The following is a 15,008-nucleotide window of genomic DNA, read 5'->3' on the forward strand; positions in this document are numbered from 1 at the left end:
TAAAGATGCAGTAATAATCAGAGGTCTGTGGATAAAACTGCGGAAACTCAAGAAAAGAAAAAGATTGTAAAAAAGAAAAAGCTCCTTTATAATATAGAGTTAGCGTTGATATTTGTTGAAATCTTTTTTTAGAGGATGAGCGGGAAAAGCAACAAGCGACAGTTTGTATGATGATGGAGAAAATGTATGGGAATTCCGGTAAAACTTGAAGTATTTGAGGGTCCGCTGGACCTTCTGCTTCATTTGATCGATAAAAACAAAATAGATATTTATGATATTCCAATCGTGGAAATTACGAATCAATATATGGAATATATCAGAAATATGCAAAAAGAAGATTTAAATATTATGAGTGAGTTCCTTGTTATGGCAGCTACTCTTCTCGATATAAAATGTCGCATGCTGCTTCCGAAAGAAGAGACAGAGGATGGAGAGGAAGAGGATCCGAGACGTGAACTTGTGGAACAGCTCCTTCAATATAAAATGTATAAATACATGGCGTATGAATTGAAGGACAGACAGACGGATGCGGATCGGATCCTCTATAAAAATCCTACGATACCGGAGGAAGTAAGAGAGTATGCAGAACCGGTTAATTTGGATGAACTGCTTGGTGATCTGACTTTAACGAAGTTAAATGCAATCTTTAAAGAAGTTATGAAAAGGCAGGTCGATAAGATCGATCCTGTCCGCAGTAAGTTTGGAAAAATAGAAAAAGAAGAAGTGACCGTATCAGATAAATTTGTATATATACATGAATACATGCATACACATCATAGATTTTCTTTTAGGCAGCTTCTTGAAAAACAAAAAAGCAAAATGCATATTGTTGTTACATTTTTGGCGGTATTGGAAATGATGAAACTGGGAGAGATCCGCGTGGAGCAGGAAGAAACATGCGGAGAGATCATGATTGAAAAGGTGGGAGAAGCGGATGGAAATTGATAAACTTCAAGGAGCAGTTGAAGCAATCTTATTTACAATGGGAGATTCAGTTGAAATAAGCAAGCTGGCTCTTGCGATCGGACATGATGAAGAGACGACGAAAAAACTTGTTCGGAATATGATGGATCGGTATGAAGAAGAAAACAGAGGGATCCGTATTATTGAGCTGGAAGATTCTTTTCAGTTATGTACCAAAAAGGAAATGTATGAATATTTGATCAGAGTTGCAAAACAACCGAAGCGGTATGTGCTTACAGACGTACTTTTAGAGACGCTTTCAATCGTTGCCTATAAGCAGCCGGTGACGAAATTAGAGATAGAAAAGATCCGAGGTGTAAAATCGGATCATGCGGTAAATAAACTTGTAGAATATGGGTTGATTGAAGAGACCGGACGTTTAGATGCTCCGGGAAGACCTCTCTTATTTGGAACTACAGAGGAATTCCTTCGTCGTTTCAGCGTACAGTCATTGGATGACCTTCCTTCGTTAAATCCTGAACAGATTGAACATTTTAAAGAAGAGGCAGAAGATGAAGCGCAGTTGAAGCTGGATATTTAAAAGAAAACCGTGTTATATTAAAAACAGAACCCCGCAATCAGGAAATAGTATTTAAATCATGCGGAAAGGAAACAGTATAATTACGAAACAGAGTTAAATAGTCTTATCAATGAAAAAGAGGAGGCTGTACAGCCGTATCCGCATGCATAAGATCAGAAGTACATGCATATAGTTAGAGAGAAAAAGGAAGATAAAGGGATCTTATTATGCGGAGAAACACATATAAAATCAATACAAAAATACTGGCAGTATTACTGCTGTTTGGCATTTGTATTTCGGTTGTTTGGAACGAATTCTCAACGGAGAGTTTGGCAGAGGAAAGTGTAAAGAGTAAAAATCAAAAGATTGCTGAGATCAGACCTTCTGATCTGTACGCCCGTTCGGCGGTTTTAATGGACGCCGGGACAGGGCGTATTTTGTTTGCAAAAAAGAAGGATGCACAGATGCCGATGGCGAGTACAACAAAAATCATGACTTGTATTCTTGCTCTTGAAAATGGCAGTTTGTCTGAAAAAACAGAAGTCAGCAGCATCGCTTCTTCGCAGCCGGAAGTGAAATTAGGAATGACGACAGGACAGACGTTTTACTTAAAGGATCTTCTTTACTCTCTTATGCTGGAATCCCACAATGACTCCGCGGTGGCAGTGGCGGAGTGCGTCGCCGGAGATGTCTCTAAATTCGCTGATATGATGAATAAAAAGGCGGAAGAGCTTGGCTGCAGATCTACTTATTTTATTACGCCAAATGGATTAGATGGACAGGATGAAAAAGGAATTCACCATACAACTGCGGAAGACTTGGCTCGAATTATGAAATACTGCATTATGGAATCTCCGCAAAAAGAAAAGTTTTTGGAAATTACCGGAACAGATACATATACGTTTGCTGATTGCGAGGGGGAGAGAAACTATTCCTGCGTCAATCATAATGCGTTTTTGAAAATGATGGACGGCGCTTTAAGCGGGAAAACAGGATTTACGGCAGATGCCGGATACTGTTATGTAGGAGCGCTTAGAAAAGACGGAAAAACGCTGATTGTTTCTCTTCTTGCCTGCGGATGGCCAAACAATAAAGGTTACAAATGGTCGGACACAAGAAAACTGATGACATATGGACTGGAAAATTATTCTTATAAGGAGATCTCTCCGGTACAGATCGGGGAAAGAAAAACGATAAATGTGATAAACGGCTATATTGACGGATTTCCTGAGAAAGGAACTGTTTTGTTGGAGACGAAAGCTGTCGGAGAATCCAAAGAAATCTTAATTGGCGTAAATGATAAAGAAGAGATAGAACAGAAGCTGAAAAAAGGAGTGAAAGCTCCGATCAAGAAAGGAGAAGTTGTCGGGGAGGCGATTTATCGGATCAACGGAGAGAAGACAGCATCCTATAAATTAGTTTCCACAAAAACAGTAAAGGAACGTACGGTTGGAATTTGCCTGAAATATTTGTATAAAACTTTTTTGTTGTAAAAGAAAAATCAGAAATGTTAAAAAATATCAATAGAAATGATTAAATTCGCCACTGGTAAGAGCGGATATAATGTGGTAGTATGTGAATGATAAAAAAACGCAATATTATTGATATTATATAAGGAGAACAACGATGATGACAACGAGAGAAAATTGGAAAAAATATGAAAAAACTTATTTTATGCCTCCTACACCTTGCTATGACTGGGTGAAAAAAGATTGCATTGAAAAAGCGCCGATTTGGTGCAGCGTAGATCTTCGAGACGGAAATCAGGCATTGATCGAACCTATGAGTCTTGATGAAAAATTAGAATTTTTCCAGCTTCTCGTTGATGTTGGATTTAAAGTGATTGAAGTGGGATTTCCGGCAGCATCTGAAACGGAGTATCAATTTATCAGAGCATTGATCGAGCAGAAAATGATTCCTGATGATGTGACGATCCAGGTTCTTACTCAGGCGAGAGAACATATTATCAAAAGAACATTTGAGGCAGTAAAAGGAGCTCCCCATGCAATTATACATGTATACAATTCTACGTCCGTTGCTCAGAGAGAACAGGTTTTCAAAAAGAGTAAGGAAGAGATCAAACAGATTGCGATTGACGGGGCAACATTATTAAAAAAACTGGCAAAAGAAACTTCAGGAAACTTTACATTTGAATATAGTCCGGAAAGCTTTCAAGGAACAGAGGTTGACTATGCACTTGAAGTATGCAATGCAGTTTTGGATGTATGGAAACCGACGAAAAAGAATAAAGCGATCATCAACCTTCCGACAACGGTAGAAAATGCTATGCCTCATGTTTTTGCAAGCCAGGTAGAGTATTTTGATAAACATCTGCTTCACAGAGAGAATGTATTATTATCGTTACATCCTCATAATGACAGAGGATCGGGGATCAGTGACGCAGAACTTGGTATTTTAGCAGGAGCAGACAGAATTGAAGGTACATTGTTCGGAAACGGAGAACGTACGGGAAATGTTGATATCATTACATTGGCGATGAATATGTTTTCTCAAGGAGTTGATCCGAAATTAGATTTTTCAAATATGAGTGATATTTGCGAAGTATATGAGCGGGTAACTCGTATGCATGTATCTCCGCGTCAGCCTTACGCAGGAGAACTTGTATTTACTGCTTTTTCCGGCTCTCATCAAGATGCGATTGCAAAAGGAATGTCTTGGAGAGAAGAGAAAAATTGCGAAAAATGGGATGTTCCGTATTTGCCGATCGATCCGCAGGATGTTGGAAGAAGATACGATTCGGATGTGATAAGAATTAATAGCCAGTCAGGAAAAGGCGGCGTAAATTACATCTTAAAGCAGAGTTTCGGTATCAGTCTGCCGGAGAAGATGAAAGAGGAAGTCGGCTATCTTGTCAAAGATGTTTCCGACAAAGCGCATAAAGAACTCACCCCGGATTGGGTATATCATATTTTCGAAGATAACTATATTACTGCAAAGACAATCTTTACAGTTGACGAGTGTCATTTCAAACAGGAAAATGGTATGGTGGCTGATGCAGTGATCCACCATAATGGAAATGACCGGAGAATTGTCGGTGTAGGAAACGGTCGATTAGATGCGGTAAGCAATGCAATCAAACATTACTTTGATGTAGATTATCAGTTAGCTTTTTATGAAGAACATTCATTGACAAAAGGTTCTTCTTCAAGAGCGGTTGCCTATGTGGGAATTATATGTAATAAGAAAAAATATTGGGGAGTCGGTATCGATGCCGATATTATTAAAGCGTCAATCGAAGCGCTTGTTGTTGCTGTAAATAAATTAAGTGAGATTTCAGATGCCGGAAAAGATGAAAGGCTGTTAGAAATTACAAACTATATTTATGCAAATTATAAGAGTGTGACGCTGGAAGATCTCTCGGAGAAATTTTTCTTGTCAAAACCATATCTTTCAAAATATATTAAAGAAAAATCGGGAATGACATTCGGAGATATTTTAAAACAGATCCGTATGAAAAAAGCACGGGCAATGCTTAGAAGTGGAAATGCGACAGTAGAAAGCATTGCAGAAATGGTAGGATATCAAAATGTAGAACACTTCAATCGTGTGTTTAAAAAAATGTATAATATGACACCGGTTCAATATAGAAATAAAAAATAACATTTTGTTTTGTTCCTTATAAAACAATCAAGAAATCTTAATCTGCAAGAGAGGGCGCACATGGCGGCAGATTTTTGGAAAGTTTGCAAAAGGAAATAAAAAGTTTAAATCCCAATAAGAGCAAGGCTGAAAAACTTCCATTTGAAATGGAGGTTTTTCTTCTATATATATTTTGATGGATTATAAATTGTTTCAGAGAACAGAGATCGGCGGAGAAAGAATATGGAGATGAAAACAAGAACCGATCTTTGTGTAAAGTGTGGTATTTTAATAGAAGCTTTTCTGAGAAAACTACGAGAATCCGGGGTTTTAGAAGAATAAAAGGAACGTCTTGTGATAAGTTTTAATTGAAATCTCATAAATGTTAGTATATACTAAAATAGGCAGAAATTTTGGTTTATTTAAATAAATTTATTGATATGGAGGGCTAAAATATGAGCTACAATGCAACAGGAAACTCAGCAGGCAGACGAATTGCTACATTGCTTGATGAGGGAAGCTTTGTTGAGATCGGCGGCGCTGTTACTGCCAGAAGTACAGATTTCAACTTGCAGGAAAAAGAAACTCCGGCTGACGGTGTTATTACAGGATACGGTGTGATCGACGGGAATCTTGTATATGTATACAGTCAGGATGCCACGGTGCTCAACGGAGCGATCGGAGAGATGCATGCAAAGAAGATCGCGAATATCTATGATATGGCGATGAAGATGGGAGCTCCGGTTATCGGTTTGATTGATTGTGCCGGACTGAGACTTCAGGAGGCTACAGATGCGCTGGAAGCTTTCGGAAGCGTTTACTACAAGCAGGCAATGGCATCCGGAGTTGTACCGCAGATTGCAGCGATTTTCGGTATGTGCGGCGGCGGACTTGCAGTTGTTCCGGGGTTGGCGGATTTTACATTTATGGAAGAAAAAAGCGGAAAGCTTTTTGTAAATTCCCCGAACGCGCTTGCAGGCAATGAAATCTCAAGATGTGATACTTCCAGTGCGAAATATCAGAGTGAGACGGCAGGACTTGTTGACGGTATCGGAACAGAAGCGGATATTTTAAGCCAGATCCGTTCTTTGATCTGTATGATTCCGGCGAATAATGAAGACGATCTTTCCTATGAGGAATGTCTGGATGATCTGAACCGTATTTGCCCTGATATTGAAAATGGTGCAGAGGATCCTGCAATCGTTCTTTCACAGATCGCAGATGATCACATTTTTGCAGAAATGAAAAAAGATTATGCAAAAGAAATGGTAACGGGATTTATCCGTTTGAACGGTATGACGGTAGGAGCAGTTGCAAACCGTACAAAAGTATACGCGGAAGACGGAGCAGAAGCGGCTTCATTTGACTGTGCTCTTACAGTAGACGGATGTAAGAAAGCGGTTGATTTTGTAAATTTCTGTGATGCGTTTTCTATTCCGGTACTTACCTTGACAAATGTAGAAGGATTTTCGGCGTCAATCGAATCTGAAAAGGATATGGCGAGAGCAGTTGCAAGACTGACTTATACATTTGCAGATGCGACAGTTCCGAAAGTGAATGTAATTACAGGAAAGGCTTATGGAAGCGCTTATATTGCAATGAACAGCAAATCGATCGGCGCGGATATGGTATATGCGTGGGAGAATGCAAAGATCGGTATGATGGATGCTGATCTTGCGGCTCGTATTATGTACGAGACTGCGGATGCTCAGACACAAAAAGAAAAAGCGGCAGAATATGAGGAGCTTCAGTCCAGTCCGAAGTCAGCGGCGCGCAGAGGTTATGTAGACGCGATCATCGTTCCTGCTGATACGAGAAAATATGTGATCGGAGCATTTGAGATGCTGTTTACAAAGAGAGAGGATCGTCCGAATAAGAAACACGGTACGGTTTAGTGAGGTGAGGCGAAGTGAAGAAAAAAATCAGTTTATTAGGACTTATCCTCATTCTTGTTTTTAGTTTTTCGGGATGTGGAAAGTCTGATGATGCAATCGGATATGATCAGGCAGAGCTTGAGCAGTATGCCGATTTTATGGTTCAGAATTTCAGCATGATGGGAGAGGCGGATTTCCAGAACTTTTCTGATATGTCCGATCTTGAACTTAATCTGACATTGCTTCAGACCGGCGTTCCGGTTGCAGGAGAAGATTTCCTGAAAATGATCGAGTCATGGAACGCAGGGCAGGAAGAATGCGGCACATTTGTTGCTTTGAAGGACGGTTATACGATGGAAGAGACAAATGAAGGCGCTGTTCTGACTGCAGAAGCTGAATTTAAAGACAAAGACGGAACGGTTGAATTTGCTTTTGACCGGGAAGGAAATATAGAAAGCCTGACGATCGGGGCGCATTATAGTACGGCGGAGATCCTGAAAAAGGCAGGGCTTAATACAATCCTTGGAATGGGAACAGTATTTGTAGTATTGATTTTCATTTCGTTTATTATTTCGTTATTTAAGTTCATTCCAGAACTTGAAAAGAAATTTAAAAAAGGTGCGAAAGCAGAGACCGCAGATGAAAAACCGAAGGCGATTGCGACGCCGGTTGTGGAAGAGACAACGGATGTTTCTGCAGATACGGAACTTGCGGCTGTGATCGCAGCGGCAATCGCAGCGGCAGAAGGTACATCAACGGATGGATTTATTGTCCGTTCGATCAAGAGAAGAAAATCTAATAAATGGAATTAAGGAAAAGGAGATCAAAAAATGAAAAATTATACAATCACAGTAAACGGAAATGTATATGATGTAACAGTAGAAGAAAAAGGTGCAGGCGCAGCCCCGGCGGCAGCTCCAAAACCGGCTCCGGCTCCGGTTCCGAAAGCTGCTCCGGCTCCGGCGGCAAAAGCAGCAGGTGCAGGAAGTATTCAGGTAAAAGCAGGCGCGGCAGGAAAAGTATTCCAGATTCCGACAAGCGTAGGTCAGAGCGTTCAGGCAGGAGACACTGTGATCGTGATCGAAGCGATGAAGATGGAGATCCCGGTTGTTGCACCGGAAGCAGGAACAATCGCAAGCATTGATGTGGCTGTAGGAGATGCGATAGAATCAGGAGCAGTATTAGCTACATTAAATTAGTTACTAACGGAGGTTTTTAACAAATGGAATATATTTCAAATACACTGGGAAACCTCATTGAACAGACAGCGTTTATGAATCTTACGGTCGGAAACTTGATTATGATCGCTGTTGCGTGTGTGTTTCTCTATTTAGCAATCAGACACGGCTTTGAGCCGCTTCTGCTTGTGCCGATCGCTTTCGGTATGCTGCTTGTAAATATCTATCCTGATATTATGCTCCATGCCGAAGATTCAGCCAATGGTACAGGTGGATTACTTTATTACTTTTATGTTCTTGACGAATGGTCGATCCTTCCGTCTTTGATCTTTCTTGGAGTTGGAGCGATGACGGATTTTGGACCTTTGATCGCGAACCCGAAAAGCTTCCTTCTCGGAGCTGCGGCACAGTTTGGTATATTTGCGGCATATTTAGGCGCAATGGCGATGGGATTCTCGGATAAAGCAGCAGCGGCGATCTCCATTATCGGAGGAGCTGACGGACCGACTTCTATTTTCCTCGCCGGAAAATTACAGCAGACGGCTATCCTCGGACCGATTGCGGTGGCGGCATATTCTTATATGTCACTCGTTCCGATCATTCAGCCGCCGATCATGAAACTGCTCACAACAGAGAAAGAGCGTAAGATTAAGATGGAGCAGCTTCGTCCGGTATCAAAATTAGAGAGAATTCTTTTCCCGATCATCGTAACGATTGTTGTTTGTACGATTCTTCCGACAACTGCTCCTCTTGTAGGTATGCTGATGCTTGGAAACCTGTTTAAAGAATCAGGAGTTGTAAGACAGCTTACGGAAACAGCTTCAAATGCGCTCATGTATATCGTTGTAATTCTGCTCGGAACTTCTGTCGGAGCGACAACAAGTGCGGAAGCATTCCTGAACTGGGATACTTTGAAAATCGTTGCTCTCGGACTGATCGCGTTTGCGTTTGGTACCGCGGCGGGTGTGCTGTTTGGTAAAATAATGTGTTGGGCGACAAAGGGAAAAGTCAATCCGCTGATCGGATCTGCGGGTGTATCTGCCGTTCCTATGGCGGCTCGTGTTTCACAGAAAGTCGGAGCTGAGGCTGATCCGACGAACTTCTTGCTGATGCATGCGATGGGACCGAACGTGGCAGGTGTTATCGGTACTGCGGTTGCAGCCGGAACGTTTATGGCAATCTTTGGCGTTAAGTAATTGATGGAGGACAAATAAATGGCAGAAATTGAAAAAAAACCAGTTAAAATAGTAGAAACGATTCTGCGTGATGCGCATCAGTCACTGATCGCCACAAGAATGACGACAGATCAGATGCTTCCGATTATTGAAAAGATGGATCAGGTCGGATATCATGCAGTTGAATGTTGGGGAGGTGCAACGTTTGATGCGTCTTTACGTTTCCTGAAAGAAGATCCGTGGGAAAGACTTCGGAAATTCCGTGACGGGTTTAAAAATACAAAGCTTCAGATGCTGTTCCGCGGACAGAATATTCTCGGATATCGTCCGTATGCAGATGATGTAGTTGAATATTTCGTACAGAAATCCGCTGCAAACGGAATCGATATTATTCGTATTTTTGATTGTCTGAACGATATTAGAAATTTGCAGACAGCGGTGACAGCGGCAAATAAAGAAAAGGCTCATGCTCAGGTTGCAATGTCTTATACACTGGGAGATGCATATACGCTTGATTACTGGGTAGATCTTGCAAAAAGAATCGAAGATATGGGAGCAAATTCCATCTGCGTAAAAGATATGGCAGGACTGCTTGTCCCGTATGAAGCGACAGAGCTTGTTACTGCTTTGAAAGAAGCGGTAAGTATTCCGATTGAGATGCACACCCACTATACATCTGGAGTTGCTTCAATGACTTATTTAAAATCCGTAGAAGCAGGAGCTGATATCATTGATACTGCGATGTCTCCGTTTGCGCTTGGAACTTCTCAGCCGGCAACGGAAGTAATGGTAGAAACGTTTAAAGGAACACCGTATGATACAGGTTTGGATCAGAAATTGTTATCTGAGATTGCAGATTATTTCCGTCCGATCAGAGACGAAGCGCTTGAGAGCGGACTGCTCAATCCGAAGAACCTTGGTGTGAATATTAAGACTTTATTATATCAGGTTCCGGGAGGAATGCTTTCTAACCTGACATCTCAGTTAAAAGAGCAGGGAGCGGAAGATAAGTTCTATGATGTGCTTGAAGAAGTGCCGCGTGTCCGTAAAGACCTTGGTGAGCCGCCGCTTGTTACTCCGTCTTCTCAGATTGTGGGAACACAGGCTGTATTCAATGTCCTGATGGGCGAGAGATATAAAATGGCGACGAAAGAGACAAAGGATATTCTGGCAGGAAAATATGGTGCAACAGCAAAACCGGTTGACGCACAGCTTCAGCAGAAGATCTTAGGTGAGGATGCAGAGATCATTACATGCCGTCCGGCTGATTTGATCCCGAATGAGCTTGATACACTTCGAAAAGAATGTGAGCAGTGGATTCAGCAGGATGAAGACGTTCTTACTTACGCATTATTCCCGCAGGTTGCCGTTGATTTCTTTAAATACAGACAGGCACAGCAGACGAAAGTTGATGTTACAGTAGCAGATACTAAGAACGGAGCATATCCGGTATAATCAGAATGAATAACAGCAGGATCGAACGATTGAATTTATTCAGGAGATCGATCCTGTTTTATTTGTACTCTTTTTCGTTTAGTGGTATCATAAAAAGGAATTTTAAGGAGCAGGAGGCTTTGGATGAAATATTCAGGGAGCATTTCAGACAGAATTGCAGCTCTTAGATCTGAAATGAAGTTAAGAAAGATTAATCTGTATATCGTTTCATCAACGGATTATCATAACAGTGAATATATCGGAGATTATTTTAAAGAACGGCAGTATGTGACCGGATTCACAGGATCTGCCGGAACAGCGGTTTTCGCGGAAAATAAAGCGGGTCTTTGGACGGACGGCCGATATTTTATACAGGCGGAAAAAGAACTGCAGGGTAGTGGGATAGAACTTTTTAAAATGGGAGAGCCGGATTGCCCGAGCTTGGAAGACTTTGTGAGAAATGAACTGCCGGAAGGCGGAACGGTCGGTTTTGACGGTCGAACCGTTCAAGTAGAAAAGGGAAAAGAATTTGCGAAGATTGCCGAAGAGAAGAGGGGAAAGATATCTTGTCTTTCAGATCTTGTGGATTTTGTGTGGGAAGACAGACCAAAGCTTCCGTCGGGAAAAGCCTATGCTTTGGAAGAAGCCTATGCAGGGGAATCTGTATTATCTAAATTAGAAAGAGTCCGTAAGAAAATGTCAGAGGCCGGAGCAGATGTTCACCTTCTGTCAAGTCTTGACGATATTGCATGGCTTCTGAATATCAGAGGGAATGATATTCCTTGCTGTCCTCTTGTGCTGGCGCATTTGATGATGGATGAGGAACATGTTGAACTGTTTACAGAAGAGGCGAAATTTTCAGAAGAACTAAGACAAAAATTAGCAAAAAATAATGTCTTTTTAAGACCTTATACAGAACTGGAAGATGCAATCAGACAACTGAAAAACGTGAAAAAGAATTTATCCCAGAATACGAGAAAGCTTTTGATCGATCCGGAACGGATCAGTTATGCTGTTTATAAATTGATACCGGATACGGTTAAAGTTATTGAAGAAGAGAATCCGGAAATAAAAATGAAGTCGGTGAAAAATGATATTGAAGTGGAGCATATCAGGCAGGCTCATCTAAAAGATGCGGTGGCTCATACAAAATTTATGTACTGGCTGAAGAAAAATATCGGAAAGATTGAGATTACCGAGATTTCTGCTTCTGATCGTTTGGAAGCCTTCCGAAAAGAGCAGGACGGATATTTAGGACCGAGTTTTGAACCGATCAGCGCATATCATGAGCATGGAGCGATTGTTCACTACAGCGCGTCAGAAGAAAGCAATGTGCTTCTAAAGGAAGGGCATTTTCTTCTGACAGATACCGGAGGACACTATAAGGACGGATCGACGGATATTACAAGAACAGTGGCGCTTGGCGATGTGAGTCGTCAGGAAAAAGAAGATTTTACGCTTGTTCTAAGGGCGATGCTCCGTCTTATGAATGCAGTGTTTCTTGAAGGATGCAGTGGAGCGAATCTGGACTGTATTGCAAGAGAAGTGTTTTGGAAAGAACGGCTGAATTTTAATCACGGAACAGGTCACGGAGTAGGATATCTTTTGAATATTCATGAACCTCCCATCAATTTCAGATGGAGGGAAGGAAAAAATCCGGCTCCGGCGCTTGAAAAGAATATGGTAATTACAGATGAACCCGGAATTTACAGGGAAGGACTGCACGGAATCCGGATTGAAAATGAACTTCTCGTTGCAGAAGATGAACAGAATGAATTTGGGAAATTTCTGCATTTTGAACCGCTTACTTTTGTGCCTGTCGATCTTGACGCTGTACTTCCGGAAAAAATGAATGAAGAAGAAAAAAAGATGCTAAATGAGTATCATTATACTGTTTATGAGAAACTTGAGAAATATTTGGATGAAAAAGAGCGGATCTGGTTAAAAAAATACACAAGACCGATATAAATTTTGATGATCTGATGATCGGGCAATGACAGAAAAGAAAAAATAAGCTATAATCAGTCAGTAATAATGAAAAAAGTAGGAAACAAAAATGGGACAAAATGAAACAACGACAAATGAACTTTTACTGAGAATTAAAGAAAAATATAAAAAAATGAGTAAAGGACAGCGGCGCCTTGCAGATTATGTATGCAATGATTATGATAAGGCGGTCTTTTTGACGGCAGCAAAATTAGGCGAGATTGTCGGAGTGAGCGAGTCGACAGTCGTACGTTTTGCGACACAGCTCGGATATAAAGGATATCCGGGATTTCAAAAAGCGTTGGAAGAACTTGTTCGCAATAAGCTGAATTCGATTCAGAGGATGGAAGTGACATACGGTCGAATCAGCCAAAGTGAAATCTTAGAAACAGTCCTTCAGTCTGATATTGATAAAATCAAAATGACGCTTGCTGATATTGATCACAAAGCGTTTGATCTTGCTATAGACACACTTCTTAATGCGAGGAGGGTTTATGTGATCGGGATCAGAAGCTGTGCTCCGCTTGCATCGTTTTTGGGATTTTACTTAAATCTTGTCTGTGACAATGTGTCTGTTGTCGATGTAAACAGTTCAAGTGAAATATTTGAACAGCTGATCAGGATCAATGAAAAAGATGTTATCATAGGAATCAGTTTTCCGCGATATTCTATGCGTACGTTAAAAGCTTTGGAATTTGCAAGTAACCGCAAGGCGAAGGTGATCACTCTGACAGACAGTATCCATTCGCCGATGAATCTGTATTCGTCCTGTAACTTGATTGCCAGAAGTGATATGGCGTCGATCGTGGATTCGCTGGTAGCTCCTTTAAGTGTAGTAAATGCGCTTGTTGTAGCGCTTTGTATGAAAAAGCAGAGGGAAGTTGTCTCAACACTTGAAACGTTAGAAGAAATATGGGGAGAATATGAAGTATACAGCAGGGATGAATTGGATCCTATGAAACGTCCTTATTTCCCAGAGGAAACAGCAGGAGGAAAAAATGAGTAATGTGATCGTTATCGGCGGCGGCGCCGCTGGAATGATGGCTGCGGTATTTGCTGCCGGAAACGGACATCATGTTCGTATATACGAGAAAAATGACAGACTTGGAAGAAAGTTGTTTATAACCGGAAAAGGCCGATGTAATATTACAAATGCATCGGAAATCGAAGAATTTTTCCCGGCGGTAGTCAGCAATCCCAAATTTTTATACAGTGCATTTTACAGTTTTACGAATGAGCAGGTGATTGACTTTTTTGAAAAGCTTGGCGTAAAGACAAAGGTCGAACGAGGAAACAGAGTTTTCCCGGTTTCTGATCATTCATCAGATGTGATCGGAGCGCTTCAAAGAGAACTGCATCGTCTTGGTGTTCAGGTGTTTCTTTGCACTGAAGTGAAAAAAATGTCTGTGGAAGACGGGGAGATAAAAGGCGTTTTTCTTTCAGATCATACAAAAAAACAGAAGGAGGAGTTCGTTCCGGCAGATGCAGTGATCGTAGCGACCGGGGGTGTTTCTTATCCGAGTACAGGTTCCACCGGAGATGGGTTCCGTTTCGCAAAGGCATGTGGGCACAAGGTGACAGAATTGTTTCCTGCTCTGGTTCCGATGGAAGTAAAAGAATGGTATGCCAAAGAACTGCAAGGTCTGTCTCTTCGAAATGTTCGGATTTGGATAACAGATGGAAAGAAGCGATTATATGAGGAATTCGGAGAAATGCTGTTTACTCATTACGGTGTAACAGGTCCTGTTATTTTAAGCGCCAGCAGTGTGATCGGAAAGCGGCTGAAAGAAAAAGAACTTACTCTTCATATCGACCTGAAGCCGGCGCTGACAGAAGAACAGCTTGACAGAAGAGTGCTCAGGGAGTTTGAAACGAATCATAACCGGCAGTTTAAGAATGCGGTCGACAGTTTATTTCCGTCAAAATTGAAACCTGTTATGACAGAACTTTCGGAAATTGAGGAAGAAAAAAAGGTAAATGAGATTACGAAGGAAGAAAGAATGCGGTTTGTGCATCTAATCAAAGATTTTCAAATGACGCTTACCGGTCTGCGAAGCTACAGTGAAGCAATCATTACAAAAGGCGGAGTAAGTGTAAAAGAGATCTGCCCGGGTACAATGGAGTCAAAGATAGTAAAAAACTTGTTCTTTGCGGGAGAAGTGTTAGATCTTGACGCTGTTACAGGAGGTTATAACCTTCAGATCGCATGGTCTACGGCATATCTTGCAGGGATAAATGCCGGGGAAAAAGATGAATAAAAAGAAGACGAAAAAGAACA

At 41.3% G+C, this 15,008-nt stretch carries 12 protein-coding genes; all 12 read left to right on the forward strand.

Annotated features, from left to right (window positions below; all coding sequences use genetic code 11):
* The first annotated feature begins 186 nt into the window (after window positions 1-186).
* The 12 genes from RCH61_RS08030 (at window position 187) to RCH61_RS08085 (ending at window position 14,988) form a co-directional block, all read left to right on the forward strand.
* The gene (locus RCH61_RS08030) at window positions 187-945 is read left to right on the forward strand and encodes a segregation/condensation protein A (RefSeq protein WP_306480388.1); all 759 of its coding nucleotides are present in this window, start codon (window positions 187-189) and stop codon (window positions 943-945) included.
* Entirely contained in the window at window positions 935-1,504 is a 570-nt protein-coding gene (scpB, locus tag RCH61_RS08035; RefSeq protein ID WP_178007837.1) for an SMC-Scp complex subunit ScpB, read from the forward strand. The genes RCH61_RS08030 and scpB overlap by 11 nt, the downstream gene beginning before the upstream one ends.
* A 206-nt stretch (window positions 1,505-1,710) precedes the next feature.
* Entirely contained in the window at window positions 1,711-2,976 is a 1,266-nt protein-coding gene (locus RCH61_RS08040) for a D-alanyl-D-alanine carboxypeptidase family protein (protein ID WP_178007835.1), read from the forward strand.
* 133 nt (window positions 2,977-3,109) lie between these two features.
* Entirely contained in the window at window positions 3,110-5,104 is a 1,995-nt protein-coding gene (locus RCH61_RS08045; protein ID WP_178007833.1) for a 2-isopropylmalate synthase, read from the forward strand.
* A 434-nt stretch (window positions 5,105-5,538) separates the two neighbouring features.
* On the forward strand, window positions 5,539-6,978 hold the full coding sequence (locus RCH61_RS08050) for an acyl-CoA carboxylase subunit beta (protein WP_178007832.1): 1,440 nt from the start codon (window positions 5,539-5,541) through the stop codon (window positions 6,976-6,978).
* A 14-nt stretch (window positions 6,979-6,992) separates the two neighbouring features.
* Window positions 6,993-7,769 carry an OadG family transporter subunit gene (locus RCH61_RS08055; RefSeq protein WP_178007830.1) on the forward strand — a complete coding sequence of 259 codons (777 nt, stop codon included), beginning with the start codon at window positions 6,993-6,995 and terminating at the stop codon, window positions 7,767-7,769.
* An 18-nt stretch (window positions 7,770-7,787) separates the two neighbouring features.
* Entirely contained in the window at window positions 7,788-8,156 is a 369-nt protein-coding gene (locus RCH61_RS08060) for a biotin/lipoyl-containing protein (RefSeq protein WP_178007828.1), read from the forward strand.
* Between the two features lie 23 nt (window positions 8,157-8,179).
* On the forward strand, window positions 8,180-9,331 hold the full coding sequence (locus RCH61_RS08065; RefSeq protein ID WP_004845027.1) for a sodium ion-translocating decarboxylase subunit beta: 1,152 nt from the start codon (window positions 8,180-8,182) through the stop codon (window positions 9,329-9,331).
* An 18-nt stretch (window positions 9,332-9,349) separates the two neighbouring features.
* Window positions 9,350-10,765, forward strand: coding sequence for an oxaloacetate decarboxylase subunit alpha (locus RCH61_RS08070; RefSeq protein WP_306480389.1), 1,416 nt, complete (start codon window positions 9,350-9,352; stop codon window positions 10,763-10,765).
* Window positions 10,766-10,888: 123 nt separating this feature from the next.
* Window positions 10,889-12,712 carry an aminopeptidase P family protein gene (locus RCH61_RS08075; RefSeq protein ID WP_306480390.1) on the forward strand — a complete coding sequence of 608 codons (1,824 nt, stop codon included), beginning with the start codon at window positions 10,889-10,891 and terminating at the stop codon, window positions 12,710-12,712.
* Window positions 12,713-12,800: 88 nt separating this feature from the next.
* A complete protein-coding gene (locus RCH61_RS08080; RefSeq protein ID WP_306480391.1) occupies window positions 12,801-13,736 on the forward strand; it encodes a MurR/RpiR family transcriptional regulator in 936 nt (311 codons plus the stop codon).
* Window positions 13,729-14,988, forward strand: a complete 1,260-nt coding sequence (locus tag RCH61_RS08085) for an NAD(P)/FAD-dependent oxidoreductase (RefSeq protein ID WP_306480392.1) — start codon at window positions 13,729-13,731, stop codon at window positions 14,986-14,988. The genes RCH61_RS08080 and RCH61_RS08085 overlap by 8 nt, the downstream gene beginning before the upstream one ends.
* The last annotated feature ends 20 nt before the right edge of the window (window positions 14,989-15,008 follow it).

The sequence above is a fragment of the Mediterraneibacter sp. genome (assembly GCF_030825015.1).
GTDB lineage: Bacteria > Bacillota > Clostridia > Lachnospirales > Lachnospiraceae > Mediterraneibacter.